Consider the following 25687-nt stretch of genomic DNA (forward strand, 5'->3'; position numbering starts at 1 on the left):
TTGAGTTGGTTACTGTCTGTAGATCGTGGTGATTGCCGGCATCTGGGTTAGCTGCCCGCGTCGCGGCGCTCGATCGCCTTGCGGATGTCGTCGGCGCGGGCACCCTTGCGGTTGACGCCGTCGCGCTTCACGTCCCGGCTGGGGACGTTGAGCGCGCGGGCCTGAGCCGAGATCGCCTCCGGCGTCGTGCCCTCGTACTGCTCGGGCATCTGCTCGGCGAGCCGTCCGGCGATCGCCTCCCAGTGCGCGGCGGTGTCGGCACCCAGCACGGTGAGGATGTCGGCCAGCACGTCGCGGCTTGCCCGCTCGATCTGCTCGCCTGCTGCCTCGCCGGTGAGCAGGTTCATCGCCTCGCGGTGCTTGCGGGCAGCGGTGAGGATCTTGTCGGCGTCCTTGGCGTCGGCCAGGTAGGTGCGCACTGTCGGCGGGTGGTCGTCCGCGCCGTACAGGTAGCCGACTCCCCGGAACTTGTCGCCCAGCGGCAGTGTGGAGGCGTCGAAGCCTTCCTGGTAGGCGTCGCCACCCAGGACGGCCATGGACACGTCACGGTTACCGCAGCGCAGCGCGAACCGCAGCGTGTGGTTGTCGCGGAACCGGTTGAACAACCGGCCCACGTCACCGGCACCGACGCCAGAAGGCTTTTGCGAGCAGGAGATCAGCCACACACCAGCCGATGGGCCGACTGCCTGGATCAGCGACAGCTTGCGGGCAATCTGCTTGTTGACCTCCTGGTCCTCGGTCTCGAAGTACTTCTGGAATTCCTCCATCACCAGCACCCACACGCGAAGGTCGGGATAGCGCGGGTCGCGGGCCAGTTCCTCGGTCAGCTTCCCGTCCGGGCACACATCGACCGGCAGGGTGGTGAGCAGGCTGTTGACGGTGTCGATGTGGGCGATGATCTCGTCCAGCGACGCGAGCAGGTGCCCGATCGGGTCGGGGTCGTTCACGTTCGGGACCTCACCGAAAATCATCCGGTGGGCGATCTTCTTGAAGCCCAGCCAGTCCGGAGAGTTCTTGCCGTCGACAACGATCAACTTCACGTACGGGTCGAGCGCGGCGTGCAGCGCGACCAGCCGGGCAGAGAAGGTTTTGCCCTTGCGGGGTTGGGCTCCGACCAGCAGGGAGAACCACGGCAGCGACAGCCAGACCACGTTGCCGCGCTCGTCCAGGCCGAACCGGACGGGCTTCCATATCGAGCGGCGCTTGCCGTCCAACAGGTCGGTGTGCCCGGCCGGGATGCCCAGCGGGTCCACGTCGGCCACGAACAACCGGTGACGGCGCGACGAGGAATCGTCCGGGGACAGGAACACCTGACGCTCGTGCACGTCCAGGCCAGAAGCGATCTTCTCCCGGGCTTTCAGCACGTCTGACCAGCCCAAACCCCACGGCAGGTCGATCAGGACCTCTGTACCGGTGTCGGACTTGTCTCGCGACATGGTTGAGCCGAAGTTGACCTGCTTGTCGGTCTTGTCCGGGTTCCCCAGACCGGCCGCGTAGTAGGCACGAAGAACGATGTCTGAGTTCAGCTTGCGGAACCGCGGAGCGACCACCGCTGTCCCGACCAGCGTCTGACCAGCCGGACGGCCGTAGTGCGCCAGGGCAGCGACCGCACCGGCCCCGGCAGCGACCACAGCGGCCGTAGGAGCCATGTTCACAGCGATCGGCGCACCAATGGCCACGGCCAGGTTCTGAGCGGCAAGAACGCCACCACGCCACGCGCGGGTTGCCTTGACCTGCCTGTGGATTCGTTCCCACTCCTTGTAGGCCGAGTCATCGGCAGTCTTCTGCAGCAGCGAGAACGAGTTCGGCACCCACCACCAGCGGATCTGGTTGCGCACCAGCCGGGTGAAACCGCGACCGGCGAACCACGCCAGCTTCGTCCCGTACCAGGGCGAACGAACGGCGTGGAACGCGGCCACATGGCCCGACCGGGCGAGCGCCCGCGAGATCGTGCCGCGCAGGTTCCCCGGTAGCAGGTGAACCGGGATGATCGGCAGCCGCTCACCTTCAGCCACCGGCACGGCCAGTCCCGGGCGATCGACCGGCACCAGCACCTTGCCCGCGCCCGGGTCGGTGTCGGACTCGTCATCCAGCGCGACTTCGTAGGCGGTGTCCATCCGCTCAACCTCACGCGGCGACAGCGGGACCGAAGTGCCGGCACTCTCGGTCGAGCCGTCAGCATCGGCGGCGGCCGTGGTGGTGGCGTCGGTCTTCGGGTCGTCGCGGCGAGCGCGGCGCGCGTCCAGGTCGATCGGCTCAGGCACGTTGTCGTTGGGGAGCTCGGTCATCGCTCAGTCCTCCTCGGTGGTGGGACGGGCGTGGATCAGGTGGGCCAGGGCGGCACCCATGCCGAGCACGGCCACCGGGAGGCAGGCAACGGCCATGACGATCGGCCAGGGGGCTTTCGTGTATCCGGCTGCTTCGAGCAGGTGATAGGCCACCTGACCCAGCGCGCCGGTCAGCAGGGAACCGAGCGCGGACCACATCGCGAACTTGCGCGCCCGGCTCGGGACCGTGCCGGACAGCCAGACCCGCAGCGCAAACGCGGCGTACGTCTCGACTCCGATCGGCAGCGTGATCGCGGTGTTGATCGTGAACCCGTCAGCGATGCCGGGCAGCGGCGCGACCACCCCGAACCCGGTCAGCCCACCCAGTCCGACCCAGCCCGACCACACCGCGACGAACGCGGGCAGCGCCAGCACCCACACCGGCCAGGTGCGAACCGGCTTGCCCGCCTCGGCCGGGACTGGGGCAGCAGTCGGGGCAGTGGTCTTGTCCGGTTCTGTGTGCGGCGTGACCTGCGGAGATGCCCCCGCCTGAGGCGCGGGGGGCATCTCCTCGCCACTACCGGCAGGCTCACCGTCAGGCCCGTTGTCGGGCTCGGTGGGCGCGTCCGGGGTCTGGTCCTCGACTACGCGCAAGTGCGGCTCGACCGGTTCCGGTGCCGGGTCGGGAGTGGGCTGGGAGTCGAACCCCATCAGGGCGGCACGGACCATACGAGCCTTTTCCGTGCCGATCCGAAGCTCGGTCTTGATCTTGTTCTGTGACGGGATCCTGCCGAGCTTGTCAGCGAGTTTGCGGGCGGCCGGGATCAGTTCCTCGACCGGGGCCGGGTAGGTCGTGCGAAGCGGCGTGCTCATGCTGCAATCTCCTTGCCTGCAAGGACGCGGCGAGCGTCGGTCAGGAAGCCGGACAGCGCCCACAGGTCGCCAGCGGCAACCGCAGCTTCGGCTGAATCGGCGGGCGGAACCTCACCGGTCACGGTGGCCAGCAACGCCACCAGACGGGCTTCAAGTTCGGTTGGCACAGCGGCCGGGTCAACGCCAAGGCGGCGGGCCTGTACATCCCACAGACTCACCCTGCGCGGCCGCCTCATGCCACAACCTCCGAACCGGCGTCGGCGTCGGCGTCGGCCAGCTCGCGGCTGACGGCCAGTACACGCCGCTCAGCGCGGCGCACCCGGCGACGGTCCAGCGCGCACGGCGACGGACCAGCGTTGATGAAGGAAATCTGCGCGTCCAGCAGATCCAGTTCGGCCGCGATCAGCGGCCACTCACGATCGATCTTCGCCAAATCGGAGGCGGTCGGCTCTTCGCCGCTGACGGGGGAAAGGTGGATGATGCTCACGGGTTGTGCTCCTCTACGCGAATGGACTAGTGCGACCCGGACGCCTCGGTGGTGCCAGCCACCGGGGCGTCGCTCAGTTCGGTTCTGAAGGGCCGTCATCCCACTGGTCATCCTAGGACTACCAGTGGGAGTGATGTCAAGCACTGGTAGTCCTAGGCATGCGGAAGCCCTCGCCCCATCCCCGTCAGTGGCGGGGGAGGCGAGGGCTTCGGGAGCGGGTTGCTTTAGGTAGCTTGCAGCAATTTCCGGAGGGCAGTCACTTCGGAGACGAATCGATCTTCCGGCATCTGGACTTCATTGTCAGATTGGGGGAGTAGTGGAAATGGCTGCCCAGGACGCGGATCGATCTCATAGCGCGGTAAGAGGTGCGTGTGAAGATGCGGACTAGTGTTGCCGAGTGTTTCGTAATTCATCTTGAGAGGTTGGTAGAACTGCATCAAGGCGCGAGCGACGGTGAGTGTTTCTATCCAGAATCCCGCTGCTTCTCTGTCGTGCAACTCGGTCGGCTCAACTATGTGGCGGCCCTTCCAGATTGCCAGGGTGTAGCCACGCTGAATATCCGCGCTTTGCAAGTATCCATCGACATATTCGCCAGAGAAGATCCGTGCGCCGTAGGCATTTCTGTCTTGGCCGCCATTCTCGCAGAAATCGCAACTTGCGCCTGAGATGCGCTCGCTCCAGTCCGCAGGCCATTCAGGCACGGTCATTTGTTACCGCCTTCTGGCTCGGACCATATAAATGCAAACTCGTGCTGATCTGCCGCGTATAAATCATCGGCAACCTGAAGGGGGCGGTTGTCCGGGTCGTAGTCGATATGAAGCATCCGAACTACAGGTACGCCCGGGTCGAGTTGCAACAGTCGGCGCTCGTGGGGGGTGGGCATCCGCGCACGAAAGACCTCAGTGCCCCATGAGAATCGGTGTCCCAGATTCTCAATCGTCGCGTCTGGTCCGACTTTCAATGCGTCCGGTGACTCTAGATCGGTGTCAGCGGCCAACCAGAGTGGGTAGTAGCTCATTGATAAAACGGCCGGCCGATCATCGAGCAACTGCAATCGGCGTCGGATGACTACCTCGTCTCCAGGGGAGCAGGCGAGCCAAGGCGCAATGTCAGAGGGGACAGGTCCACGCTCGACACCCAGAATGCGCCGTGATGGAACCCTGCCCTGCATATCGGCTTCGGCGTCGAATACTGGCTTGCCTGAATTGCGGTGGACGGCATGCCGGGAATCGGAGGAAATCCGGCGAACGGGAGGTTGTTCGCGCACGAAGGACCCATACCCTTTTCTCTTAACGACGATGCCCTCAAGAACGAGCTCATCTAAGGCGTCCCGGACTACCGTTCGGCTGATTCCGTAGTCCTGCTCAAATTCACGTTCGCTAGGTAATTGGCTACCCTGCTGACGCTGCCCGGAGTGGATTTCACTCCGCAGCATGTCAGCCAGTTGATCGGTCAGGGAGCGGTCAGCCGAAGGATCCAGGGAAACGCGGCTCATAGTGCGCACAAACTCCTTAGGGTCCTAGTACTACAGGATCCTTTAGCGTATACCCACCTAGTGGAGAGATCCAGGCGCAAGGCCATGTGTCAGACGGTCACCGCCTGGTCACGAAGCGGAGAGGGACCGCCCGTGCACGCCCCACGGCATGGGAGGTACGGACTTCTAGCAACCGTCGCGCAGATCATCCCGGTTCATCCATCGAGCGCGTACCTTACGGAGGTCGTGCCGGGTGGGGATGAGCGGCGAGCCTTCCAGTACAACTTGAAGCGACGGCCCGTGCCGGGTACCCAGCTTCGAAGGCGAGTGGCGGCCGATTAAGCCAAGCAAGGTCAGCTCGCTTCCCTCATGCAGCAGGGGGTGGGCTCTCTAGTCGGAGAGCCACCCCCTGCTGCATGTCAGATTACTTGCTGCTGCCAGATTGGACCGAAGCGGAATTCGTTGCACAATCGCAATTCGATTTGTCGCCTCTGCGCGACGAGCGCCTCAGTCAGGAGAAGAAATCTGATTCTCCCCTTCAACCGGTCCATAAAGCCGCCTAGCTACAATTGAGGAAGGGATCGGGGAACCGAACTGATCTCTCCAAGTCTGACGTGCCGTATAAACAAAGAGACCTACAGGGAATATGAACAATAGACTAAGCACCCGCTCCCTCGGCAGGGTGTTTCCTTTTCTTATCTCCTCAGCCAACTCAGCCTGACCCGATGTTGATGTCACGTCAAACTGAGAGATGTCGACGAGTTCCGGATTCTTGAATTGCATGAGAGCCAACAAAACGACAACTACAGCCGATGCCACTACAGTTGAAAGAATGAAGGCCAAGGCGAAAATTGGCCGGAAGCGACTGGACCCAGGGTGCACATCGTTACCTCTTAGCAGATGCCACACGCGCTTGAAGATGGGTCGCACCGCAATGACATTGAGAGACGGTGGCGTGAGAACCGTCTTTGTTTTACCTGAAAGGGTCGCGCCCCGGATAGTCCCTGTAACCGTCGCCGCCTGATCGCCCACATGCAGCACCTCGAATACAGCGCCGTCACCGGCGTCAAGAAAGTCAAACTTTAACAGCACCTTGGTTGGATCATCAGGATCCAATTCTGGCGCAATCTGGCATTGCTCACGACTGACGGCGAGAAGCTGGACTTGCAAGATCGCGTCATCATCGCCTTCGACTTGAATCCGGAGCGGGTCATGAGTGAGTGTGTCGGTCCCGTTTATGGTATCGCCGCCCTTCTCATTCCAAATGGCGATATTGGTGCGACTGACTCGCTCGATGCTCCTGTCCTTGTAGGCGATACTTAGTGCCTCGCGCGCGATCCCCTGCTCAGGACTCATGAGGATGTCAAAATCTTCGGCCGTACGGAGTTTTGGTCGCTGCCGACCACGCCGCGCGAGAACTACTGCAAGCGGGATACCAACGATGCTAGCTAGCAGACCCGCAAGCCCTATCCACCGATCCACGTTCATGGAACTCCACCTCGCTGTTAATAGACCGGCCGTCCCTCTCGCTACGACACCCGCGCCAGGAGATCGACACCACCTGCAGGAGATTCCTACTTGCCGGACCCAATGTTGGGCTGAAGCGGAACTCGACTACGCAGAATTCCCATCTTGCATATTACGCCGCAGGGATTCGTCCGAAGCGTCATTGACAACACGGCCGTAGGCCCGCCACAACTCGGCGTCATCAGCCGGATTTCGCCAAGTGACAATAGTCCATTCAGCCGATCGCCCGTGCACATCGAAGTTGAATGCACTCTCCCCGCAGGATTGGTTCGTCACAAGAATTCCGAACTGAGAAATCCTGCCCAGCGGTCTGACGGCGCGAAAGAACTCCACGTCGTCAACCGGCTGCTCAAACCATTTTACTGCGATCCCGATAACCCCGCTCTCAGGGCCAGTGAAGACGACACCGCCGTCTGCGAATTCAGTGCCGTCAAGCTCGATCCTACGATCAGAACCAACTGTTCGCATAAGCGCAGAGCTGACGTCTCGCTCATAAGCCATCGACTGGCGACGATCTTCGAGCACCGCATGAACTACATCCTTGACGCTCTTTGGAAGCGGAAGATCGTCTTCGTCCAGATGCTCAGCAACTTCCGCCTTGGCATAATCCGAGATATCCGGATCCTTCAAGATTCGTTTGAACGAACGGCCGAATGCCGCTTCATTGTCGCCAAGCTTCAGACGGGTCAGTCGCTGACCCGAGATAGCGATATAGCCGAATAATGCGCCGATACCTAGCAGTACGGGGACACCGGCGCTACTCGCACCGTCAACGAACACTCCCACGCCTCCGCCGGCCCCCGTCACCAGCGCAACCGCCGTACAGACCACACGCTGACTGGTCGCCAACTCTCCGTCGTCTTCTCCAGGACGCTCCGACGCGTCCGGGTCTTCACGCATCACAGCCCACGCCGGTCACTTGCCCACCCTCCTGCCTCTTGACTAAGCCAGGCGTAGGACTGAATCGAACCTCCCTGGCCCATCGCGGATCGACCACCCGCGCCACGATCAGGCTTTCTTCGCGCCAGACGTTGGACTGAAGCGGAACTCGACTACGTCGCCGTCGGACATGATGTAGTCCTTGCCTTCCATGCGGACCTTGCCGGCTGCTTTGGCTGCTGCCATGGAGCCGGCTTCCATCAGGTCGTTGAAGGAGACTATTTCGGCCTTGATGAAGCCGCGCTGGAAGTCGGTGTGGATGACGCCGGCGGCTTCGGGGGCGGTGGCGCCCTTTTTGATGGTCCAGGCGCGGGATTCCTTGGGGCCTGCCGTGAGGTAGGTCTGGAGGCCCAGGGTTTCGAAGCCTACGCGGGCCAGTACGTCGAGACCCGGCTCCTCGACGCCCATTTCGGCGAGCATCTCGCGGGCTTCGTCCTCGTCGCCGAGTTCGACCAGTTCGGCCTCGAACTTGGCGTCCAGGAAGATCGCCTCGGCCGGCGCGACCAGGTCGCGCATCTGCTGCTTGAGCGACTCGTCGGCCAGTTCGTCGGCGTCGCAGTTGAAGACGAACAGGTACGGCTTGGCCGTCATCAGCATGAGTTCGCGGATCGCGTCCCGGTCGACGTCGGTGGCGATGATCGGCGTACCGGCCTCGAGGTGCTTCTGCGCGACGCGGACCGCCTCCAAAACGGCGACGCTCTCCTTCTTCAGGCGCGACTCCTTCTCCAGCCGCGGGATCGCCTTCTCGACGGTCTGCAGGTCGGCCAGGATCAGCTCGGTCTGGATCGTGGAGATGTCGTCGGCGGGCGAGACCTTGCCGTCGACGTGGGTGACGTCGTCGTCGCGGAACACCCGGGTGACCTGGCAGATCGCGTCCGACTCGCGGATGTGGCTGAGGAACTTGTTGCCCAGCCCCTCCCCCTCCGACGCGCCGCGGACGATGCCGGCGATGTCGACGAACTGCACGGTGGCCGGCAGCTGCTTGGCCGAGCCGAACAGTTCGGCGAGCTTGCCCAGCCGGGCGTCGGGTACGCCGACCACCCCGACGTTGGGCTCGATCGTGGCGAACGGGTAGTTCGCCGCGAGCACGTTGTTCTTGGTCAGCGCGTTGAAGAGCGTGGACTTGCCCGCATTGGGGAGCCCGACGATTCCGATGGAGAGTGCCACGGGCGACAAGACTACGCGGCCCGGCCCGGCCGACCTAAATAGTCGGTGCCGCCACCCGATCACACACCGTGGCCATCGGTACGCCGGTACGCCGGCCTGCACCGCAAGGTCACTGAGATGTGGTCGCAACACGGCTGCGCCAACCACCGCGACAGGCAGGGCGTCTCCTCTTGTGAAAGCTCCTTGAGGGGGAGCGTTTCTGGGGAACATCCGCCTGATCCGCAAGGGAGCATCATGTCCCGCAAGCTTGCCGCCTTCATTGCCACCGGGGTCGCGGCCGCGCTGGTCGTCGGTTCACTCATCGCCCTGGCGTTGGGCCACACCACACCGCCCAAGCCGGCCGTCTCGTCCAAACCGCACACCTCGCCATCCCCGCAGCCGCCACCCACTCCGCCGACGTCGACCCCGACCACAGGCAAGCCGGGCTCCGGTACGCCGGGCGTCCCGGCCGGCAACCCGACCGCGGCCGCGGCGGCGGGCAACAAGAAGGTCATCTTCTTCAGTTTCGACGACGGCCCCGATCCGGTCTGGACACCGAAGATCCTGCAGGTGCTGGCGAAATACGGCGCCCACGCGACCTTCTTCCAACTGGGCACCATGCAGTCGGCCCACCCCGGCCTACGCGAACAGATCCTTGCCGCAGGCAACACAATCGGCAGTCACTCGATCTCACATGCGCAACTGACCGCGATCTCCGCGGCCAAACGCCACCACGAGATCTTCGACGGCCCGCGGTCGAAGTGCTTCCGTCCGCCGTACGGCGCGTCGAACCCGAAGGTCCGCGCCGACATCAAGGCGGCCGGCATGGTCGAGGTGCTCTGGGACGTCGACCCTCGCGACTGGGCCCGGCCGGGAACCCAGGCCATCGTCAACAACATCCTGACGAACGCCCATCGCCGCAACATCGTCCTCATGCACGACGGCGGCGGCGACCGCAGCCAAACCGTCGCGGCCCTCGACAAGGCGCTGCGCATCCTGAAGGCCCAGGGTTACACCTTCCCCGCGATGGAGTGCTAACTCACCCTTGAACTAAAGCGCCCTTGAAGTTTTACGGTCGGCCACATGGCGAAGACGACGACACAGACCGGTACCTGGCGTGAACTGCTCGGCCGCACCTATGCCCCCGTGGCGGTGGTGCTGGCCGGCGGGGTACTGATGGAAGCCAGCAACGTCTACCTCACCACCAGCCTGCTGCCGACGATCGTCGGCGACATCGGCGGCGCCGGCTTCTACGCCTGGACGATGACCGCCTTCCTGGTCGCCTCGGTGATCAGTTCGATGCTGGTCAGCCGGATCCTCACCACCCGTGGCTCGCTGTTCGCCTATCTGCTGGCGTTCGGGTTGTTCGGCGCAGGCTCACTGCTCGCGGCCGCCAGCCCGGGCATCGGCGTCTTCCTGGCCGGCCGGGCCGTGCAAGGGCTCGGCGGAGGTCTCCTTGCCGGTCTCGGTTACGCACTCCTGCAGCGAGCGCTGCCTGAGCGGTTGTGGGCCAAGGGAGCGGCGCTCGTCTCGGCGATGTGGGGAGTCGGCAACCTGGTCGGCCCGGCCGCAGGTGGTGCCTTCGGCGAGGTCGGGGTATGGCGGCCGGCCTTCGGCATCCTGGTCGCGCTTGCCGCAGTACTGATGGTCGTCGTCGTGCGCGTGATCCCGCGGACCGAGCGTTCGGCGTCCAGCTCCGCAGTACCGGCTGTATCGCTGGTCTTGTTGACTGCTGCTGTTGCGATGGTCAGCATCGCGAGCATCGTGCCCGCGGGTGTGGCAACCGGTCTGGCGCTGATCGTCGGGCTCGGATTGGGTGCCGCGTTCGTTGCGCATGAGCGCACCGCCAAGGCAGCGGTTCTTCCCCGGGTCACCTTCGCGCGCGGCACTGCGCTGAAGTGGGTCTACCTCACCGTCGGTGTTCTTGCCTTCGGCATCGGTACCGAGGCGTTCATCCCGCTGTTCGGTCAGGAGCTGGGCGGATTGTCGCCGTTGCTGGCCGGCTTCCTCGGCGCCGCTCTGTCACTGGGTTGGTCGCTGAGCCAGACGGTCAGCGCGAGCGCCAACCAGCCGGGCGTCGTACGGCGATTGCTCGTCGGCGGTCCCGCTTTGCTGGCGATCGGCCTGGCTGCGTACGCCGCTCTGCAACAGCACACCCCGCCCGCGGTGGTGGTGACTCTGTGGTTCGTCACTCTGTTCGCGGCCGGCGCCGGGATCGGCATCGCGTTCCCGCACCTCGCTGTCGCCGCGTTCAGCAGCGTCGCGGACGAGGAGGAGGCAGCCAAGGCTTCGGCAGGCATCAACACGGTCTTCCTGATGGCAAGCGCCTTCAGCGCCGCGCTGGCCGGAGTACTGGTCAAGCTCGGTGAGCCTTCCGTGCTCGACTCGGCCCACTTGCTGCTCTGGGTCTTCGCCGCGGCGGCCCTGCTCGGCACCTTCCCGGCGTGGCGCATCACCCGCTCCCGCGCCGTCCGCGAGGCCGGGGAGAAGCCGGAACTCGTGCTCTAGAAACGGGCAGTTCGAGGCCGCCGGGCTTGTCGGCGAGAAATTGTCGGTGCCGTCTGCAACTGTCGGTGACATGACCGGTACTGCGGTTCTGCTGCTCCTCGTGTTTTTGCTGGTCGGGCTCGGGCTCGGCTGGGTCTTCGGCGTGCTCTGGTCGCGGGGGCGCGACGGTGCCGAGCTCGCCCGGATCACGGCCGAGCGCGACGCGGCGGAAGACCGGGTGGTGGAGCTGACGCAGGAGCGGACCACGGTCGGGCAGCAGATGTCGGGCCAGGCGGTCGTCAAGGAGTCGCTCGACCGATTGCATGCCCAGCTCAACCAGTTGGAGAAGGGGCGTGCCGCCTGGCAGAGCCAGTTGCACCAGCAGGTGAACGAAGTACGGATGAGTGGTGAGGCGTTGCGGCGCGAGACCGCGTCGCTGTCGACCGCGTTGCGAAAACCGCAGGTGCGCGGGCGGTGGGGTGAGCTGCACCTTCGGCGTACGGTCGAGCTGGCCGGGATGGTCGCGCACTGCGACTTCACCGAGCAGACGACGACCACGTCCGTCGACGGGATGCTGCGTCCCGACATGGTGGTGAGACTTGCCGAGGGCAAGAATCTGGTGGTCGACTCGAAGGTGCCGCTGGCCGCGTTCCTGGAGGCGGCCGAGAGCGACGATGCGGACTTCCGCGAAGAGCGGTTGCGGGCGCATGCGCGCCACCTGCGCACGCACGTCGACCAGCTCTCCGCCAAGGCGTACTGGTCGAGGCTGCCCTCGACACCGGAGTTCGTCATCCTCTTCGTGCCCGGGGAGTCGTTCCTGTCCGCGGCGCTCGACGTGGAGCCGAGCCTGCTCGAGTACGCCGCCGAACGCCGCGTCATCCTGGCGACGCCGACGACCCTGATCGCGACACTGCGCGCAGCGGCGTACGCGTGGAACCAGTCGGCCTTGACCGAGTCGGCCCAGCAGGTCTTCGAGCTCGGCCGCGAACTCTACGAACGCCTCAGCACGATGGGCGAACACCTCAGCCGGGTCGGCCGCTCCCTCACCTCAGCTGTCGACGCCTACAACAGCACCGTCGGCTCGTTCGAACGCCGTGTCTTTACCTCCGCCCGCAAACTCCGCGACCTTCACGTCACCGAAGCCGAGCTCACCGCGATGGAGTCGATAGAGGCCTCGACGCGCCCGCTCACCGCACCCGAGTTCCTGGCCGTCGAAGACTCCGCCGACACCCACCGCTGGCTCCCCGGCCCCACCGTCGACAAAACCCGCCGAGAGCCACCGCCACTCCCCGGCTTCGACACCGAGGCCGGCTGAGGCACGTCAATCTGACAGCACATCGAGGGGGAGACCGAAGCCGGGGCGGTCTGGGACGGTGAGGTTGCCGTCTTGCCAGCGGTAGGCGGTGGTGTCCACCCCGAGCGTCTCGCCGGGGACGCCCTCGATGGTGTCGACACAGCCCAGGCCGGCGGCGAGTTGGGCGGCGTACAGGGTCTTGAGTGGGAGGCCCCAGGCGTGGGGTGATGCCCGGACGCGGAGCCGTCCGAGGGTCGGCATCACCGAGCGCCAGCTGGTCAGGCCGAACGAGACCACATCCATCAGCAGGACGTCGAGGTCTCCACGGCCCGCGATCTCCAGCAGCAACGTCAAGTCCGGGTTGCTCTCGCCCTCGGCGATCAGCGTCGCCGATCCGGTCTCCCGGAGATAGCCGCGCAGCCGAGCGAGATCGTCCGGATCGTCGAGGAACGGCTCCTCGACCCAGTAGAGATCGCAGTCATCGACCGCCCGCAGATACTCGATGAAGCCGTCGCAGTCATACCCGTCGTTGGCGTCCACCAGCAGACGATGCTCGGGATAGGCCGCCCGAACGGCCCGCGTCACCTCGATGTCCCGCGCGTCACCGGCCGCGCGTTCCATCCACCGGTTGCCCCGGCCGATCTTCAGCTTGAACGCCCGATACCCGGCCGCATCATCGGCAGCACAGTCAGCCAGTACTGCGGCCGGCCCACCCGGCTCCTCATCCGGATCGAGATCGGCGAAGTAGATCGCCCCGTCGTACGCCGGCACCGTCGTACGGCCTCGCCCGCCGAGCAGCGCATACACCGGCAGATCCTCGATCTGCCCCACCAGGTCATGCAGTGCGAAGTCCAGCCCGCGCAGCGACTCGTCCCGCACCCCCGACGCGGGATCGATCAACTCCTCCACCGACCGCCCCACCACGTCTGGGACCGGACCGGCAACAAGCCCCCACCCGACCTTGCCGGTATCGGTGCGCAGGACAACGATCTCGTCCTCTCCCCCGCTCCCATGGCTGCCGAGCCGCGCGTTCCGCCCGACGACGCGTGGATACCGCGTCCGGACACTCGACAGCTGGACGCTCCGAACAAAATGTTGCCCAAGGCTCATGTCCCGAGCATTGACCGTCCCGCGCGGCCGGAAACCCGTCGGCCGGCACTTGTCAGGCCGATCAAGGCCAGGTCGGCATATCAAGCGTCGGAAAGCCGCCACCTGCCGGAGGTTGACAAGGCGGGAAGGGCAACTCAAGTATGAGAGCGCTCTCACTCATTCGGCGATCCACCGTCCCTCGCCGGATGACGCCTTCTCACCTGGGACAAACCTGAGGAGGAGCTGTGCGCATCACAACAAAGTTGCTGGCGGTTCTCGCCGCCGCGAGTACCGTCGCCGCCGGACTGGTGGCAACGGTCACGATCCCGGCCGAAGCCGTGCCGTCGACCATCCCGCTGAAGATCTCCAACAAGTCCGGCCGGGCCGACCCCGTCTACATCTACAACCTCGGCACCAATCTGCAGACCGGCCAGCAGGGCTGGGCCGATGCCAACGGCACCTTCCACGCGTGGCCCGCCGGCGGCAACCCGCCCACCCCGGCACCCGACGCGTCGATCGCCGGACCCGCCAACGGCCAGTCGATCACGATCCGGATGCCGAAGTTCTCCGGCCGGGTGTACTTCTCCTACGGCCAGAAGCTCGTCTTCAAACTGACCACCGGCGGCCTGGTGCAGCCGGCTGTTCAGAACCCGAGCGACCCCAACCGCAACATCCTCTTCAACTGGACCGAGTACACGCTGAACGACTCCGGCCTGTGGATCAACAGCACCCAGGTCGACATGTTCTCGGCCCCGTACGCCGTCGGCGTCCAGCTCGCGAACGGCAGCACCAAGAACACCGGCCATCTCAAGCCCGGTGGCTACAACAACTTCTTCAACGCCCTCCGCGGCCAGCCCGGCGGCTGGGCGAACCTGATCCAGACAGCACCCAACGGGTCCATCCTGCGCGCCCTCGCCCCGACGTACGGGGTGGAGACGGGCGCGTTGCCGGCCTCGATCATGGATGACTACGTCAACCGGGTCTGGTCGAAGTACAGCTCGCAGACGCTCACCGTGACGCCGTTCGGCGACCAGCCGAACATCAAGTACTTCGGGCGCGTCTCGGGCAACGTCATGAACTTCACCAACAGCTCCGGCGCGGTCGTCACCTCGTTCCAGAAGCCCAACTCGGCCAGCATCTTCGGCTGCGCGGGCCTGCTCGACGCTCCGAACGACCTGGTTCGCGGGCCGATCTCCCGCACGCTGTGCGCCGGGTTCAACCGCTCCACGCTGCTGACCAACCCGAACCAGCCCGACGCGAACAACTCCGGCTTCTACCTCGACAACGTGACCAACCACTACTCGCGCAAGATCCACGCCCAGATGGTCGACGGCAAGGCCTACGGCTTCGCCTTCGACGACGTCGGCCACCACGAGTCGCTCGTCCACGACGGCAACCCGCAACAGGCCTACATCACCCTCGACCCCTTCAGCTGACCAGTACTCCGGTACGCCGGCCACCCCGGGTCCCGCGCATCCGCCCGCGCGGGGTCCGGGGTTCTGCCACGGTCTGGACAGCTGCGATGGTAAGTGGCAACTTACCGTTCGTGGGTACTTACCAAGCGGGCGCCGTTCTGGACGCCCTCGGTGATCCGACCCGGCGCACGATCCTGGAGATCCTGCGCCGGGGCGGACCGAGCTCGGTGGCCGGGCTCGCCGAACGCGTCCCGGTCAGCCGACCGGCGATCTCCCAGCACCTGAAGGTGCTCGGCCGGGCCGGACTGGTCGACCACGAGACGCGGGGCACCCGGAACATCTACCGGATCGACCGCGGCGGTCTGGACGAAGTACGGGACTGGCTCGACCAGTTCTGGGGCGACGCGCTGGACGCCTTCGCCGAGCACGTCGAGCGTGCCGAAACGGTCACCGCCCATGCGGGCACCGAGAAGGGCGCCGGCAAGGGCACCGGCGAAGCGACTCAGGAGGACCAGAGATGAGCATCGCGCCATTGATCAAACGGCTGGTCGTGCCGGTCGGCCCGGAGCGCGCCTTCGAGTTGTTCACCGCCGAGATCGGCGCCTGGTGGCCGCTCGCCACGCACTCAGTCGGCCATGCCAAGGCGACCGACGTCAAACTCGAGGGCGCGGTCGGCGGCCGCATCGTCGAGTACGGCGAAGACGGCCCGCTCGGTTACTGGGGCACGATCTCGGACTGGGACCCGCCCAAGAGCCTGTCCTTCACCTGGCATCCAGGCACCGACCCGAAGCAGGCCGGCAGCATCAAGGTCAGCTTCATCCCACTCGACGACGGAACCGAGGTCGAATTGATCCACACCGGCTGGGAACGCCGCCCCGACGGCGAGGAAGCCCGCACCGCCTACGACACCGGCTGGGTCTACACCCTCGACCGCTACCTGGACTACACCAGCCAACCAGCCTGAGGCCCGACCGGTCCACGGAGCGCCCCGGTGGGCGACTTGTGTCCCGACCGACAGGTAGTGCACCCCGTATACGCCGTCTCGCCTGCAAGACTCAGGCGTAACCGCTCTACAAGTTCGAGCGGCACATCCTGTCGTTTGGCACGCGATTACCCCGCCACCCGAGCGGGTGGCGGGCCCACGGGGGCTTCTCAGTAGCCGACCGTGAAGCGCTGGCGGGAGTGGGCGGGGGTTTCGAGTTCGTTGACGAGGGCGATGGCGTAGTCCTCGGCCGAGATCTCGGTGCCGACCGGCTCGTCGAGGCCGAGGCGGAAGCTGCCGGTGCGCTCGCCCGGCTGGATGACCTGAGCCGGCGACAGCATTGTCCACTCGACACCAGCAGGGGTCGCGCGCAACGTGTCGAGCACGCCGGCGACGACCAGCGCCTCCGACTTGTAGATCTCCGGGAACTCGGGCGAGTCCACCAACCGCTTGCCATCGGCAACCAAGCTTCCGGCGCCACCGACGACGACCAGGCGGGTTCCACCAGCCGCGGCGATCAGCGTGTCGATCGCGTTCACGAACTCCTGCGGGTCTCCACCGGTCCGGCTCGGTCCGATCGCCGACACCAGCACGTCGACCGACGACGCGATCTCCTTCACCGACGCCTCGTCGTTCGCACTGCCGACCACCGCCCGTACGCCGGCCGGCTGCTCGCCACCCGACCGCGTGATGCCCACGACCTCATGCCCACGGCTGACCGCCTCGGCGGCAATCCGGCTCCCGACCATCCCGCTCGCACCGTAGATCGCGATCTTCATGAACAGCTCTCCTCTCGTTGACCGACACAACAGCGCCGACAGTAACCATTGGTAACTGGCTACTTCAACGTGCTATAAGTACCTGGTGGTTACCAATGGAGAGGACCTGGCCGCCAGGCTGTTCACCCGGGGCGACGTGTTCGACCCCGACTGCCCGACTCGCCTGGTCCTGGACCGGATCGGCGACAAGTGGACCGTGCTCGCCGTCCTGCTGCTGAGCAGCGGCCCGATGCGCTTCACCGAGCTCCGCGACGGCATCGGCAAGGTCGCGCCCAAGGTGCTCACCCAGACCCTGCGCCGGCTCCAGCGCGACGGGCTGGTGAGCCGCGAGATCTTCGCCGAAGTACCGCCGCGGGTCGTCTACACGCTGACTCCGATGGGCGAGTCCCTGATCGGCCCGATCCAGGCCGTCAGCGACTGGGCCGAGGAGCACATGCCGGCCATCTCGGCCGCACAGAACAGTTACGACCTCGACTCCGCCTGATCACACGTCAACCTTTTGCCCCGGCCCGGTCATCACACTGCTGACCGAGTCACCTGAGGGGGCATCTGATGGATCCAGGGCTGGACGCCGAGTTCGCCGCGTTCGTCGACGGACGTTTCACCGCACTGCAACGGTTCGGCTACCTGCTGACCGGTGAATGGCATCTGGCCGAGGATCTCGTCCAGACCTCGCTGACCAAGGTGTGGTTCCACCGCAAGACCCTGCGCAGTCCCAACGCGCTGGAGTCCTACACCCGCACGGTGATGATCCCCTGATCGCTCCGGCCGCCAGCGCCGCGGCCCGGAAGGAGGGCTGACCCATGCCCGAAGAGCTGAAGGACAGGTTCCAGCAACTGGTCGCGGATCCGCCACCGCCCAGCGCAGTACCGAGTGAAGCGGTGTTCGCGAAGGTCCGCACCGTACGCCGCCGTCGTACCGCGGGTGTCGCCGTACTGGCAGCCGCGGCAGTGGTTGCGATCACTGTGGCGGGCAACAGCCTCACCGAGATCAACACCAGCCCACCGGTCTCCGGTAAGCCGGGCGGCGGGAGCTCGATCGTGGACCTGCCGCCAACTGGTGGCATCACCGTCACCGTGACCAGATCTCCGACCACAACCCCGCCGCCTGTTCCGCCGGCGATCGGCGTCGCCGTGACGCTCACGCCGACGGTGACCGGCCGGTCCCTGCTGATGGAGGTGACGCTCAAGGGCACGGTGATCTCACCGCTCGGCATCGAAGGGGACACCACGGCCGGCACCGAACTACCGGCCGGCACCAGCTTCCTGAACCGCACACTGGGCACCGACTACACCTACGGCGACGGTGAGCAGAGCGGTTCCGACGGCGGCTCGGTCACCTGTACCGGCGCCAAGAAGCGGGTCACCTCACAGGAGACCTACACCCTCATGGACGGTCCGCACGTCTACCAGAAGGCCGGCACGTACACCTTCAGCTACACGGTCATGTACTGCGGCGCGAACGGTAAGACGCTCCGGGCGACCAAGTCCGCCAAGATCGTCATCCGCTGACCCTCAGGCGTGGTCCGAAGTACCGGTGGTCGGCATGCCCGCCGCCTTGAGGTCGGCGCGCAGCTCGCGGGGGAGAGAGAAAACCAGGCTCTCCTCCGCAGTGGTGACCTCCTGGACGTCGGCGTAACCGCGCTCGGCGAGCCAGCTGAGCACGTCGCGCACCAGCAGCTCGGGCACGCTGGCGCCGCTGGTGACACCGACCGAGTCGACGCCCTCCAGCCAGGCCTCGTCGATCTCCGCCGCGTAGTCGACCAGGTAGCCCGCCTTCGTGCCGTGCTCGAGGGCGACCTCGACCAGCCGGACCGAGTTGGACGAGTTGCGCGAGCCGACCACGATCATCAGGTCGACGTCCGGCGCCATCTTCTTCACCGCGGTCTGCCGGTTCTGGGTGGCGTAGCAGATGTCGTCGCTCGGCGGGTCCTGCAGCTGCGGGAACCGCTCGCGCAGGCGGCGTACGGTCTCCATCGTCTCGTCCACCGAGAGGGTCGTCTGGGACAGCCAGACCACCTTCTCCGGGTCACGGACGACCACGTTCGGTACGTCGCCCGGGCCGTCGACCAGGTGCACGTGGTCGGGAGCCTCACCGCTGGTGCCGATGACTTCCTCGTGCCCGTCGTGACCGATCAGCAGGATGTCGTAGTCGACGGCGGCGAACCGCTTCGCCTCGTGGTGCACCTTGGTGACCAGCGGGCAGGTCGCGTCGATCGTCTTCAGCTGCCGCGCGGCCGCCTCCTGGTGCACCACCGGCGCCACGCCGTGCGCGGAGAAGATCACCGTCTCGCCCTCGGGCACCTCGTCGGTCTCGTCGACGAAGATCGCCCCGCGCGCCTGCAGCGTGGAGACGACGTGCTTGTTGTGCACGATCTCCTTGCGCACGTAGACCGGCGGCCCGTACAGGTCGAGCGCCTTCTCGACCGCCACCACGGCCCGGTCCACGCCGGCGCAGTATCCCCGCGGTGCCGCGAGCAGAACCCGCTTGGTTCTCACGGCGGTCGAAGTAGCGGTGGTCTTAGGCTGGGCAGTCACGGCTCCCATCGTACGGGGCGTAGCCGGACACCCCACCGGCCGTGGCGGACATCACGGCCTGCGACGGGTCAGCTGTCACCGAGCGTGAGCAGACCGCGATGAAACGCTTCGGCCACACGGCGCCCCGGTCGCTGACGCCGACGGCCGGTGAGCGGAACCTTGCGGCCGGGCCTCGCGCATTGACCAACCAGCTCTTGTCGCAGCTCAACCGATCGGCTGAGTACGCGTCAGCCGACCGGTCGACTTTGTTGCTGACAGCAAGCGAAATCAGTCGCCCGCCCTATCCGGGCGACTGATTCCAGGAGGTGTACCTTCCCCACAAGAATGCGTCCTTGCTGCCTTTGACGCAAAGGAATTAGCGGGGTTCGTAGGTCAGGACAGCCACTCCGCTGCGGTAGACCTGATGGTCCACCGCAAATCGACGAACTCATCGAGAAGGTTGTGACCGGTTGCCTTCGCCCCAGGCTCTGATCGCGACGAAGTCCGCCGGTGTCAGTCCGCGGTTGGCCTCGACGCGATGTAGGCGAAATGGTCCGATTCCCTCGGTCGACTCCAGGTAGAACCGGTCGTGGCGGTTGATCTCGTCGTCGATCCAGAGGAACGGCCGACCGCCCACCCAGCGGGCCACGTGCGGCGTCTTCGAGCTGGTAGCCGGGTGGGATCGTCTTCGCGCGGTACGGATTGAGCGGGCCGTCAACGTCCAGGAGGAGGTACGGGCGGGCTGCCATGACACGCAACCTGGTGGCGCCGGCGGGGGTTGTCGGTGCGGGGTCGTAGAGTCGCCGGGTGGCATTGGAAACCTCGCCGGACGCACCCGCGGCCGTTCGCACGATTGCGAACGGCATTGCCGGCTGGATCAACCAGCTCGGCGCCGTGTGGGTCGAGGGGCAGCTGACGGACGTCTCGGCAGGGCGGGGCATGACCACCGTCTTCGGCACCCTGCGCGACACCGACGCGGACATCTCGCTGCGCTTCACCTGCAACCGGCGGATCTTCGACGCGGTGGATCCACCGGTGACCGACGGCGCCCGGGTCGTGGTGAACGCCAAGGCCAACTTCTTCGCCAAGCGCGGCACGCTCGCGCTCGCGGTCAGCGAGATCCGGCACGTCGGCATCGGTGAGTTGCTGGCCCGGATCGAGCGGCTGAAGCAACTACTCGCCGCCGAGGGGCTGTTCGAGTCGTACCGCAAGAAGAAGCTGCCGTTCCTGCCGCACACCATCGGGCTGATCTGCGGCCGCGACTCCGCCGCGGAGCGCGACGTCCTGGAGAACGCCAAACGCCGCTGGCCGGCGGTCGCGTTCCGCGTCGAGTACGCGTCGGTCCAGGGCCCGGCCGCGGCCGGTGAGGTGATGACCGCGCTCCGCCGGCTCGACAGCGACGAGTCCGTCGAGGTGATCGTGATCGCCCGCGGCGGCGGTTCGCTCGAAGACCTGCTGCCGTTCTCCGACGAGGGCCTGATCCGCGCCGTCTCCCAGGCCAGTACGCCGATCGTCAGCGCGATCGGCCACGAGCCCGACTCGCCCCTGCTCGACCTGGTCGCCGACCTGCGCGCCTCGACCCCGACCGACGCGGCCAAGCGGATCGTGCCGGACGTGCGGGAGGAGCTCGACGGCGTACGGCTGCTGCGTGAGCGGGGGTCGCGGGCGATCCGCGGCTGGCTGGAGCGCGAGGCGCATGCGCTGGCCGCGATCCGCAGCCGGCCGTCGCTGGCCGCTCCGACAACAGATCTGCAACGGCGGTCCGACGAGGTCGCCGCACTGCTCGACCGCAGCCGCCGCACCCTGACCCACCGGCTGGATCGCGCGAGTGACGATCTCGCGCACCGGCTGGCGAGCGTCCGGGCGCTGTCCCCCAAGGCCACCCTCGAGCGCGGGTACTCCGTGCTGCAACTGGACGACGGGACAGCGGTGCGCGAGGTGGCTCAGGTGGCAGCGGGTGATGTGCTGAACGCACGGGTCAGCGACGGCCGTTTCGACGTACAGGTGAAGGAGAGCACGTGAGCAAGAGCGCCGAACCGGCGGCCCGCCCGGAGATCTCGTACGAACAAGCCCGTGAGGAACTCGTCGAGGTAGTCCGCAAACTCGAAGCCGGCGGCACCACCCTCGAGGAATCCCTGGCGCTGTGGGAGCGCGGCGAACAACTCGCCACCACCTGCCAGCAATGGCTCGACGGCGCCCGCCAACGCCTAGCCGAAGCGCAAGCCAGCCACGAGGACAAGTCGAACTGATCCTGCTTCCTGGGTTTCAGGAAGTGAGCAGGGCTGTGGTGGCTGTGATGAGGGCTGATTGCATGCGCGGGAGGGTGAAGCCTTCGGCGCGGAGGGCCTGGTGGAGGTCGGCTGCCAGCGGGGCCAGGATGAAGTGGGCGGTGTAGTCGGCGTCCAGGTCTGGGCGGGCCTCTTCGACGAGCATCGCGATGTGGCGGTGCCACAGGCGGTATGAGCCGATGCGGTAGCGGGCGCCGTCTGACGCGTTTTCGCTGTCGACGAACAGTTCGACGTGGCGGTCCAGCAGTTCGCAGTACGCCGTCAGGAAGGCGTTCACCCGGTCGATCGCGGGTGCTCCCGGGCCGAGGGGTGGCGGGCCGGACAGGATTTTCGTCTGCAGCTCCACCTCGCGCTCATCCAGCAGCGCGACGGCGAGGCCGGCCCGATCGCCGAAGCGGCGGAAGACGGTGCCCTTCCCTACGCCTGCCTCGGCCGCGATCGCGTCCAGCGACACATTCTTCACGCCTTGCTCCGCGAAGAGCCGCTCCGCCGCCTCCAGCACCTTCAGCCGGTTTCGGCGTGCGTCCGCGCGCTCTGGGCGTGGTTCACCCAGAAGTGGCAGAGTCGTTGGAGAAACGGACTGCGGTCCGGTACTGTCGTTCATAAGACGGACTGTAGTCCGCACACGACCGTTGGAGGAAGCACCATGAGCAACCCATCCGTCCGGATCGCGATCGCCTTCCACTCGGGCTACGGGCACACCGCGAGGCAGGCCGAGGCCGTCGCGGCGGGCGCGTCCGCAGTACCGGGAGCCGTCGCCGAGCTGGTACCGCTGGACGAACTGACCGATGACGTGTGGGAGCGGCTGACCGCCGCCGACGCGATCATCTTCGGCGCGCCGACCTACATGGGCAGCCCGAGCGCGGTGTTCAAGGCGTTCGCCGAGGCCAGCGTGAAGGTCTGGGCCGCCGATCTGGCCTGGCGGGACAAGATCGCCGCCGGTTTCACCAACTCCAAGGCGATGTCGGGCGACAAGCTGAACAGCCTGGTCGACATGGCCGTGTTCGCCGCCCAGCACGGGATGATCTGGGTCGGTCTCGACCTCTACCCCGGCTGGGCCGATTCGACCGCAAGCATCGAGGACCTCAACCGGCTCGGCAGCTGGCTGGGCGCGATGGCGCAGTCGGATGCCGACCTGTCCGCGGAGAAAGCGCCGCCGGAGACCGACCTGCGCACCGCCGCCGCCCTCGGCGCCCGGGTCGCGAACGTCACGCTGCGCCACCAGCGTGGCTCGTTGGCGGCCTGATGGCCTGGCTGGTGCTGATCGCCGCGGCCGTGTTCGAGATCGCGTTCGCACTGAGCCTCAAACCGAGCGACGGGTTCAGCCGCTTCTGGCCGACGGCCGGCGTTCTCGTCTTCGGGGTGATCTCGGTGGTGCTGCTGTCCAAGACGCTCGACCGCCTCCCGGTCGGCACGGCGTACGCCGTCTGGACCGGGCTGGGCTCGCTCGGAGTCGTCACCCTCGGCGTACTCCTCTTCGGCGAACAACTCAGCTTTCCCCGCCTGGCTTGTATAGCCCTGATCCTGATCGGCGTCATCGGCCTTCGCCTCACCGGAAGCGAGTAGACGGCGTACAGAGTCAGACGCGGCGGCGGTGGTGGGGGCGGCGGGTGATGCGGCCCCGGGTGGGGAGGGCGGCCGGCGGGACGATCGGCGGGTCGAGGCCGCGGGTGTGGGGCTGGGCGACCAGCGACTGGTAGTCGTCCCAGCTCTCGACCCGGAGCGGAATGTTGCCTACGGCATCTACATCGGTGACCGGGTGGCGGCTGGCGGCGATCACCGCCCAGATGTCCTGGTCATTGCGCAGCTGCCGCAGCTCGCCGAACAGCTCCCGCCCGAACCAGCACGGGTTGCCGCGGCCGTTGTCGTAGCGGCTCACGCCGATCGGTGTCGACGGCCCGGCCACCTCTGCGACCAGCGACCAGACAGTGGCCGATGTCACTCCCGGCTGGTCACCGAGCATCACCACAATGCCGTCGGTACGCCGATCGACCGCGTCCAGCGCCGGCACGATCGAGGAGCTCCCGGTGTCGGCATGCGGCGACTCGATCACCCGCGCGCCGTCCAGATCGACCCGTTCGCGAACCTGCTCCGACGCCGTCCCGAGCGTCACGATCAACTGGTCGAAGCCGCATTCGCGCGCGGTCTCCAGGGACGCCTCCAGCAACGTGCCGCCCTGATAGGCCAGCAATTGCTTCGGTACGCCGAGGCGCGGGGACCCGTCGGCGGCCAGGACCAGTCCGGTGACGAACACGCGGCATCAACCCCTGGACCGGTCGATGCGAAACATCGGAACTCCTCCGTCGATGCCGACCCGACGATAGAACCGCGTCCGGCCCGGTGTGTCAACGGCTGAATAGGTTCCGGAATTCAGCGCAAAGTAGCGGCAAACGTTTCCAGTACGGGATAACCCGCATTTCCGGTGACGATCGTGGTGACCCCGGAGCCGATCAGAACAAGCGCATGCTCATTCTTTCGCTCCAGCAGGGTTTTGCGCTGCCAGACCACGCCCGCCACGGTCGCCGTACCGTCGTCCTCGGTTTTGCCGAGTTTGTCGGTCTGGAATCCATTGCTGGTCACGTTCGACTGCTCCAGCCCGACGTATTTCTTCTGGTCGGTGACAATTCCCAGGTGCCAGGTGATCGGGCTTTGCTGCGGCGCCCGGAATGTCGCGCTGGTCGCGGTCCAGCCGGCCGGCATCGGCTCGGGCCCGCGAACCCAGGGGGCGACCTTGCGGGCTTCGGCCAGTTGAGGCGTGTAGTCGACCGCGCGGACCCGCTCCTCCTTGGGCCGCCAGGTGACGAGCATCAGGAACGCGACCACGATGAAGCAGGCCAGCAGGGCCCAGACCATGTTGGTCAGCGTCCGCGCCTTGGCCCGGTCGATCTTGTTCTGCGCACGGTAGGCCTCGGCCTCGGCACGCACCTGTGCGCGCTCCGCCTGGGCCCGTGTCTGCGCCGCCGTCTGCTCCTCACCTGTCGAGCTCATGGCACCAGTGTCCCCCGAGACCGCTCACGGCCGGACACCGGTCGTTGGCTACGATCCGTGGCATGAGCGACCCGTCCACTCCCCCTGCCCATCTCGAGGTCGACGAGCACGCGCCCGACCGCAACCTCGCCCTGGAACTCGTCCGGGTCACCGAGGCAGCCGCGATGGCGGCCGGACGGTGGGTCGGCCGGGGCGACAAGAACGGCGCCGACGGCGCGGCCGTGAACGCGATGCGGACCCTGATCGGCACCGTCGGGATGAACGGCGTGGTGGTGATCGGCGAGGGCGAGAAGGACAACGCCCCGATGCTCTACAACGGCGAGCAGGTCGGTTCCGGCGACGGCCCGGAGTGCGACGTGGCGGTCGACCCGGTCGACGGGACGACGCTGGTCGCCAAGGGGATGGCCAACGGCATCGCCGTGATGGCGGTGGCGCCGCGCCACACGATGTACGACCCGTCCGCGGTGTTCTACATGGAGAAGCTCGTCGTCGGCCCGGAGGCCGCTGACGTGGTGGACATCCGGCTGCCGGTCGCGGAGAACATCCGGAGGGTCGCGAAGGCGAAGGGCTCCTCGGTCGACGACGTCACCGTCGTACTGCTCGACCGTCCGCGGCACGACGACCTGGCGGCGCAGATCCGGGCGACCGGTGCGCGGATCAAGTTCATCAGCGACGGCGATGTCGCGGGTGCGGTCGAGGCGGCCCGGCCCGACACCGGTCTGGACATGCTGGTCGGCATCGGCGGTACGCCGGAGGGCATCATCGCGGCCTGCGCGATGAAGTGCATGGGCGGGATGATCCAGGGCCGGCTCTGGCCGAAGGACGACGACGAGCGGCAGAAGGCGATCGACGCCGGCCACGACCTCGACCGGGTGCTGTCGACCGACGACCTGGTCAGCGGCGACGACTGCTTCTTCGTCGCGACCGGCATCACCGACGGCGAGCTGCTCCGCGGCGTGCGATACCGCAGCTCGATCGCGCGCACCCACTCACTGGTGATGCGCTCCCGCAGCGGCACCATCCGCAGCATCGAAAGCGAACACCAGCTGGCGAAGCTCCGCGCCTACTCCGCAATCGACTTCGAGCACGCCCGATGAGGCTCTGCTTTTGGCCTCGCCTCCGGCTCGGCGCGGTCA

Annotated in this window: 30 protein-coding genes; 15 read left to right on the forward strand and 15 right to left on the reverse strand. The window is 66.4% G+C overall.

Annotation, left to right across the window (positions count from 1 at the left end):
• Positions 1-47 precede the first annotated feature (47 nt).
• The 9 genes from ACQPYM_RS33170 to ychF form a co-directional block, all read right to left on the reverse strand.
• On the reverse strand, positions 48-2288 hold the full coding sequence (locus tag ACQPYM_RS33170; protein WP_433008383.1) for a cell division protein FtsK: 2241 nt from the start codon (positions 2286-2288) through the stop codon (positions 48-50).
• Between the two features lie 3 nt (positions 2289-2291).
• Entirely contained in the window at positions 2292-3140 is an 849-nt protein-coding gene (locus ACQPYM_RS33175; protein WP_433008385.1) for an ABC transporter permease, read from the reverse strand.
• The gene (locus ACQPYM_RS33180) at positions 3137-3307 is read right to left on the reverse strand and encodes a hypothetical protein (RefSeq protein ID WP_433008387.1); all 171 of its coding nucleotides are present in this window, start codon (positions 3305-3307) and stop codon (positions 3137-3139) included. Before ACQPYM_RS33180 ends, ACQPYM_RS33175 begins: the two co-directional genes overlap by 4 nt.
• Positions 3308-3372: 65 nt before the next feature.
• A complete protein-coding gene (locus ACQPYM_RS33185; RefSeq protein ID WP_433008389.1) occupies positions 3373-3627 on the reverse strand; it encodes a DUF6284 family protein in 255 nt (84 codons plus the stop codon).
• A 224-nt stretch (positions 3628-3851) separates the two neighbouring features.
• Positions 3852-4334, reverse strand: a complete 483-nt coding sequence (locus tag ACQPYM_RS33190) for an HIT family protein (protein WP_433008391.1) — start codon at positions 4332-4334, stop codon at positions 3852-3854.
• Positions 4331-5122: a GntR family transcriptional regulator gene (locus ACQPYM_RS33195; protein ID WP_433008393.1), complete on the reverse strand. Its 792-nt coding sequence runs from the start codon at positions 5120-5122 to the stop codon at positions 4331-4333. Before ACQPYM_RS33195 ends, ACQPYM_RS33190 begins: the two co-directional genes overlap by 4 nt.
• Positions 5123-5608: 486 nt before the next feature.
• Positions 5609-6589: a hypothetical protein gene (locus tag ACQPYM_RS33200; RefSeq protein ID WP_433008395.1), complete on the reverse strand. Its 981-nt coding sequence runs from the start codon at positions 6587-6589 to the stop codon at positions 5609-5611.
• 126 nt (positions 6590-6715) lie between these two features.
• Entirely contained in the window at positions 6716-7528 is an 813-nt protein-coding gene (locus ACQPYM_RS33205) for a hypothetical protein (protein ID WP_433008397.1), read from the reverse strand.
• 108 nt (positions 7529-7636) lie between these two features.
• Complete coding sequence (gene ychF / locus ACQPYM_RS33210; RefSeq protein WP_433008399.1) at positions 7637-8734, reverse strand: redox-regulated ATPase YchF; 1098 nt, start codon at positions 8732-8734, stop codon at positions 7637-7639.
• 234 nt (positions 8735-8968) lie between these two features.
• Between ychF and ACQPYM_RS33215 the strand changes: the two genes are divergently transcribed.
• The 3 genes from ACQPYM_RS33215 to ACQPYM_RS33225 are packed head-to-tail and all read left to right on the forward strand — an operon-like array spanning position 8969 to position 12515.
• Complete coding sequence (locus ACQPYM_RS33215; RefSeq protein WP_433008401.1) at positions 8969-9751, forward strand: polysaccharide deacetylase family protein; 783 nt, start codon at positions 8969-8971, stop codon at positions 9749-9751.
• 45 nt (positions 9752-9796) lie between these two features.
• Positions 9797-11221: an MFS transporter gene (locus ACQPYM_RS33220; RefSeq protein WP_433008403.1), complete on the forward strand. Its 1425-nt coding sequence runs from the start codon at positions 9797-9799 to the stop codon at positions 11219-11221.
• A gap of 46 nt (positions 11222-11267) precedes the next feature.
• Positions 11268-12515: a DNA recombination protein RmuC gene (locus tag ACQPYM_RS33225; RefSeq protein ID WP_433008405.1), complete on the forward strand. Its 1248-nt coding sequence runs from the start codon at positions 11268-11270 to the stop codon at positions 12513-12515.
• A gap of 6 nt (positions 12516-12521) precedes the next feature.
• On the opposite strand, the gene ACQPYM_RS33230 is transcribed toward ACQPYM_RS33225, so the two are convergent.
• Positions 12522-13604, reverse strand: a complete 1083-nt coding sequence (locus tag ACQPYM_RS33230) for a mandelate racemase/muconate lactonizing enzyme family protein (RefSeq protein WP_433008407.1) — start codon at positions 13602-13604, stop codon at positions 12522-12524.
• Positions 13605-13828: 224 nt separating this feature from the next.
• Between ACQPYM_RS33230 and ACQPYM_RS33235 the strand changes: the two genes are divergently transcribed.
• From ACQPYM_RS33235 to ACQPYM_RS33245, 3 genes are all read left to right on the forward strand, one after another.
• Complete coding sequence (locus ACQPYM_RS33235) at positions 13829-15019, forward strand: glycoside hydrolase family 64 protein (protein ID WP_433008409.1); 1191 nt, start codon at positions 13829-13831, stop codon at positions 15017-15019.
• 110 nt (positions 15020-15129) lie between these two features.
• Entirely contained in the window at positions 15130-15519 is a 390-nt protein-coding gene (locus ACQPYM_RS33240; protein ID WP_433008411.1) for an ArsR/SmtB family transcription factor, read from the forward strand.
• The gene (locus ACQPYM_RS33245) at positions 15516-15962 is read left to right on the forward strand and encodes an SRPBCC domain-containing protein (protein ID WP_433008413.1); all 447 of its coding nucleotides are present in this window, start codon (positions 15516-15518) and stop codon (positions 15960-15962) included. Before ACQPYM_RS33240 ends, ACQPYM_RS33245 begins: the two co-directional genes overlap by 4 nt.
• Before the next feature lie 188 nt (positions 15963-16150).
• Here ACQPYM_RS33245 and ACQPYM_RS33250 read toward each other — a convergent pair whose 3' ends face one another.
• Complete coding sequence (locus ACQPYM_RS33250) at positions 16151-16759, reverse strand: NAD(P)-dependent oxidoreductase (RefSeq protein WP_433008415.1); 609 nt, start codon at positions 16757-16759, stop codon at positions 16151-16153.
• A gap of 85 nt (positions 16760-16844) precedes the next feature.
• Between ACQPYM_RS33250 and ACQPYM_RS33255 the strand changes: the two genes are divergently transcribed.
• The 3 genes from ACQPYM_RS33255 (at position 16845) to ACQPYM_RS33265 (ending at position 18270) form a co-directional block, all read left to right on the forward strand.
• Positions 16845-17243, forward strand: coding sequence for a winged helix-turn-helix transcriptional regulator (locus ACQPYM_RS33255; protein ID WP_433008417.1), 399 nt, complete (start codon positions 16845-16847; stop codon positions 17241-17243).
• A 68-nt stretch (positions 17244-17311) separates the two neighbouring features.
• Complete coding sequence (locus ACQPYM_RS33260; RefSeq protein WP_433008419.1) at positions 17312-17518, forward strand: sigma factor; 207 nt, start codon at positions 17312-17314, stop codon at positions 17516-17518.
• 44 nt (positions 17519-17562) lie between these two features.
• Complete coding sequence (locus ACQPYM_RS33265) at positions 17563-18270, forward strand: hypothetical protein (protein WP_433008421.1); 708 nt, start codon at positions 17563-17565, stop codon at positions 18268-18270.
• Positions 18271-18273: 3 nt separating this feature from the next.
• Here ACQPYM_RS33265 and ACQPYM_RS33270 read toward each other — a convergent pair whose 3' ends face one another.
• Positions 18274-19305, reverse strand: a complete 1032-nt coding sequence (locus ACQPYM_RS33270) for a 4-hydroxy-3-methylbut-2-enyl diphosphate reductase (RefSeq protein ID WP_433008423.1) — start codon at positions 19303-19305, stop codon at positions 18274-18276.
• Between the two features lie 32 nt (positions 19306-19337).
• Between ACQPYM_RS33270 and ACQPYM_RS33275 the strand changes: the two genes are divergently transcribed.
• The 3 genes from ACQPYM_RS33275 to ACQPYM_RS33285 all read left to right on the forward strand — a co-directional run bounded on the left by ACQPYM_RS33275 (position 19338) and on the right by ACQPYM_RS33285 (position 21524).
• On the forward strand, positions 19338-19592 hold the full coding sequence (locus ACQPYM_RS33275; protein WP_433008425.1) for a hypothetical protein: 255 nt from the start codon (positions 19338-19340) through the stop codon (positions 19590-19592).
• 490 nt (positions 19593-20082) lie between these two features.
• The gene (gene xseA / locus ACQPYM_RS33280; protein ID WP_433008427.1) at positions 20083-21297 is read left to right on the forward strand and encodes an exodeoxyribonuclease VII large subunit; all 1215 of its coding nucleotides are present in this window, start codon (positions 20083-20085) and stop codon (positions 21295-21297) included.
• Positions 21294-21524, forward strand: coding sequence for an exodeoxyribonuclease VII small subunit (locus tag ACQPYM_RS33285; RefSeq protein ID WP_433008429.1), 231 nt, complete (start codon positions 21294-21296; stop codon positions 21522-21524). The genes xseA and ACQPYM_RS33285 overlap by 4 nt, the downstream gene beginning before the upstream one ends.
• A 16-nt stretch (positions 21525-21540) precedes the next feature.
• On the opposite strand, the gene ACQPYM_RS33290 is transcribed toward ACQPYM_RS33285, so the two are convergent.
• On the reverse strand, positions 21541-22167 hold the full coding sequence (locus ACQPYM_RS33290) for a TetR/AcrR family transcriptional regulator (RefSeq protein ID WP_433008431.1): 627 nt from the start codon (positions 22165-22167) through the stop codon (positions 21541-21543).
• 42 nt (positions 22168-22209) lie between these two features.
• On the opposite strand from ACQPYM_RS33290, the gene ACQPYM_RS33295 reads away from it, so the two are divergent.
• Positions 22210-22809 carry a flavodoxin family protein gene (locus ACQPYM_RS33295; protein WP_433008433.1) on the forward strand — a complete coding sequence of 200 codons (600 nt, stop codon included), beginning with the start codon at positions 22210-22212 and terminating at the stop codon, positions 22807-22809.
• Entirely contained in the window at positions 22809-23129 is a 321-nt protein-coding gene (locus ACQPYM_RS33300) for a DMT family transporter (protein WP_433008435.1), read from the forward strand. Before ACQPYM_RS33295 ends, ACQPYM_RS33300 begins: the two co-directional genes overlap by 1 nt.
• A gap of 13 nt (positions 23130-23142) precedes the next feature.
• On the opposite strand, the gene ACQPYM_RS33305 is transcribed toward ACQPYM_RS33300, so the two are convergent.
• Positions 23143-23817: a nucleotidyltransferase family protein gene (locus tag ACQPYM_RS33305; RefSeq protein WP_433008437.1), complete on the reverse strand. Its 675-nt coding sequence runs from the start codon at positions 23815-23817 to the stop codon at positions 23143-23145.
• A gap of 116 nt (positions 23818-23933) precedes the next feature.
• On the reverse strand, positions 23934-24551 hold the full coding sequence (locus ACQPYM_RS33310) for a DUF4245 domain-containing protein (protein WP_433008439.1): 618 nt from the start codon (positions 24549-24551) through the stop codon (positions 23934-23936).
• A 62-nt stretch (positions 24552-24613) separates the two neighbouring features.
• Here ACQPYM_RS33310 and glpX point away from each other — a divergent pair, with 62 nt between their 5' ends.
• Positions 24614-25648 (forward strand): class II fructose-bisphosphatase, encoded by a 1035-nt coding sequence (gene glpX / locus ACQPYM_RS33315; protein ID WP_433008440.1) that lies wholly within the window; start codon positions 24614-24616, stop codon positions 25646-25648.
• Positions 25649-25687: the final 39 nt, after the last annotated feature.

It is taken from the genome of Kribbella sp. CA-294648 (assembly GCF_050943845.1).
GTDB lineage: Bacteria > Actinomycetota > Actinomycetes > Propionibacteriales > Kribbellaceae > Kribbella.

Bases quoted from the DNA above. Each gene is read 5' to 3' on its own strand.
- ACQPYM_RS33265 (WP_433008421.1), top strand. From the start codon at position 17,563: ATGCCCGAAGAGCTGAAGGACAGGTTCCAGCAACTGGTCGCGGATCCG.
- ACQPYM_RS33215 (WP_433008401.1), top strand. From the start codon at position 8,969: ATGTCCCGCAAGCTTGCCGCCTTCATTGCCACCGGGGTCGCGGCCGCG.
- ACQPYM_RS33205 (WP_433008397.1), bottom strand. From the start codon at position 7,528: ATGCGTGAAGACCCGGACGCGTCGGAGCGTCCTGGAGAAGACGACGGA.
- ACQPYM_RS33290 (WP_433008431.1), bottom strand. From the start codon at position 22,167: ATGAACGACAGTACCGGACCGCAGTCCGTTTCTCCAACGACTCTGCCA.
- ACQPYM_RS33230 (WP_433008407.1), bottom strand. From the start codon at position 13,604: ATGAGCCTTGGGCAACATTTTGTTCGGAGCGTCCAGCTGTCGAGTGTC.
- ACQPYM_RS33300 (WP_433008435.1), top strand. From the start codon at position 22,809: ATGGCCTGGCTGGTGCTGATCGCCGCGGCCGTGTTCGAGATCGCGTTC.
- ACQPYM_RS33170 (WP_433008383.1), bottom strand. From the start codon at position 2,288: ATGACCGAGCTCCCCAACGACAACGTGCCTGAGCCGATCGACCTGGAC.
- ACQPYM_RS33195 (WP_433008393.1), bottom strand. From the start codon at position 5,122: ATGAGCCGCGTTTCCCTGGATCCTTCGGCTGACCGCTCCCTGACCGAT.
- ACQPYM_RS33245 (WP_433008413.1), top strand. From the start codon at position 15,516: ATGAGCATCGCGCCATTGATCAAACGGCTGGTCGTGCCGGTCGGCCCG.
- ACQPYM_RS33250 (WP_433008415.1), bottom strand. From the start codon at position 16,759: ATGAAGATCGCGATCTACGGTGCGAGCGGGATGGTCGGGAGCCGGATT.
- ACQPYM_RS33175 (WP_433008385.1), bottom strand. From the start codon at position 3,140: ATGAGCACGCCGCTTCGCACGACCTACCCGGCCCCGGTCGAGGAACTG.
- ACQPYM_RS33220 (WP_433008403.1), top strand. From the start codon at position 9,797: ATGGCGAAGACGACGACACAGACCGGTACCTGGCGTGAACTGCTCGGC.
- ACQPYM_RS33260 (WP_433008419.1), top strand. From the start codon at position 17,312: ATGGATCCAGGGCTGGACGCCGAGTTCGCCGCGTTCGTCGACGGACGT.
- ACQPYM_RS33270 (WP_433008423.1), bottom strand. From the start codon at position 19,305: ATGGGAGCCGTGACTGCCCAGCCTAAGACCACCGCTACTTCGACCGCC.
- glpX (WP_433008440.1), top strand. From the start codon at position 24,614: ATGAGCGACCCGTCCACTCCCCCTGCCCATCTCGAGGTCGACGAGCAC.
- ACQPYM_RS33200 (WP_433008395.1), bottom strand. From the start codon at position 6,589: ATGAACGTGGATCGGTGGATAGGGCTTGCGGGTCTGCTAGCTAGCATC.
- ACQPYM_RS33190 (WP_433008391.1), bottom strand. From the start codon at position 4,334: ATGACCGTGCCTGAATGGCCTGCGGACTGGAGCGAGCGCATCTCAGGC.
- ACQPYM_RS33310 (WP_433008439.1), bottom strand. From the start codon at position 24,551: ATGAGCTCGACAGGTGAGGAGCAGACGGCGGCGCAGACACGGGCCCAG.
- ACQPYM_RS33295 (WP_433008433.1), top strand. From the start codon at position 22,210: ATGAGCAACCCATCCGTCCGGATCGCGATCGCCTTCCACTCGGGCTAC.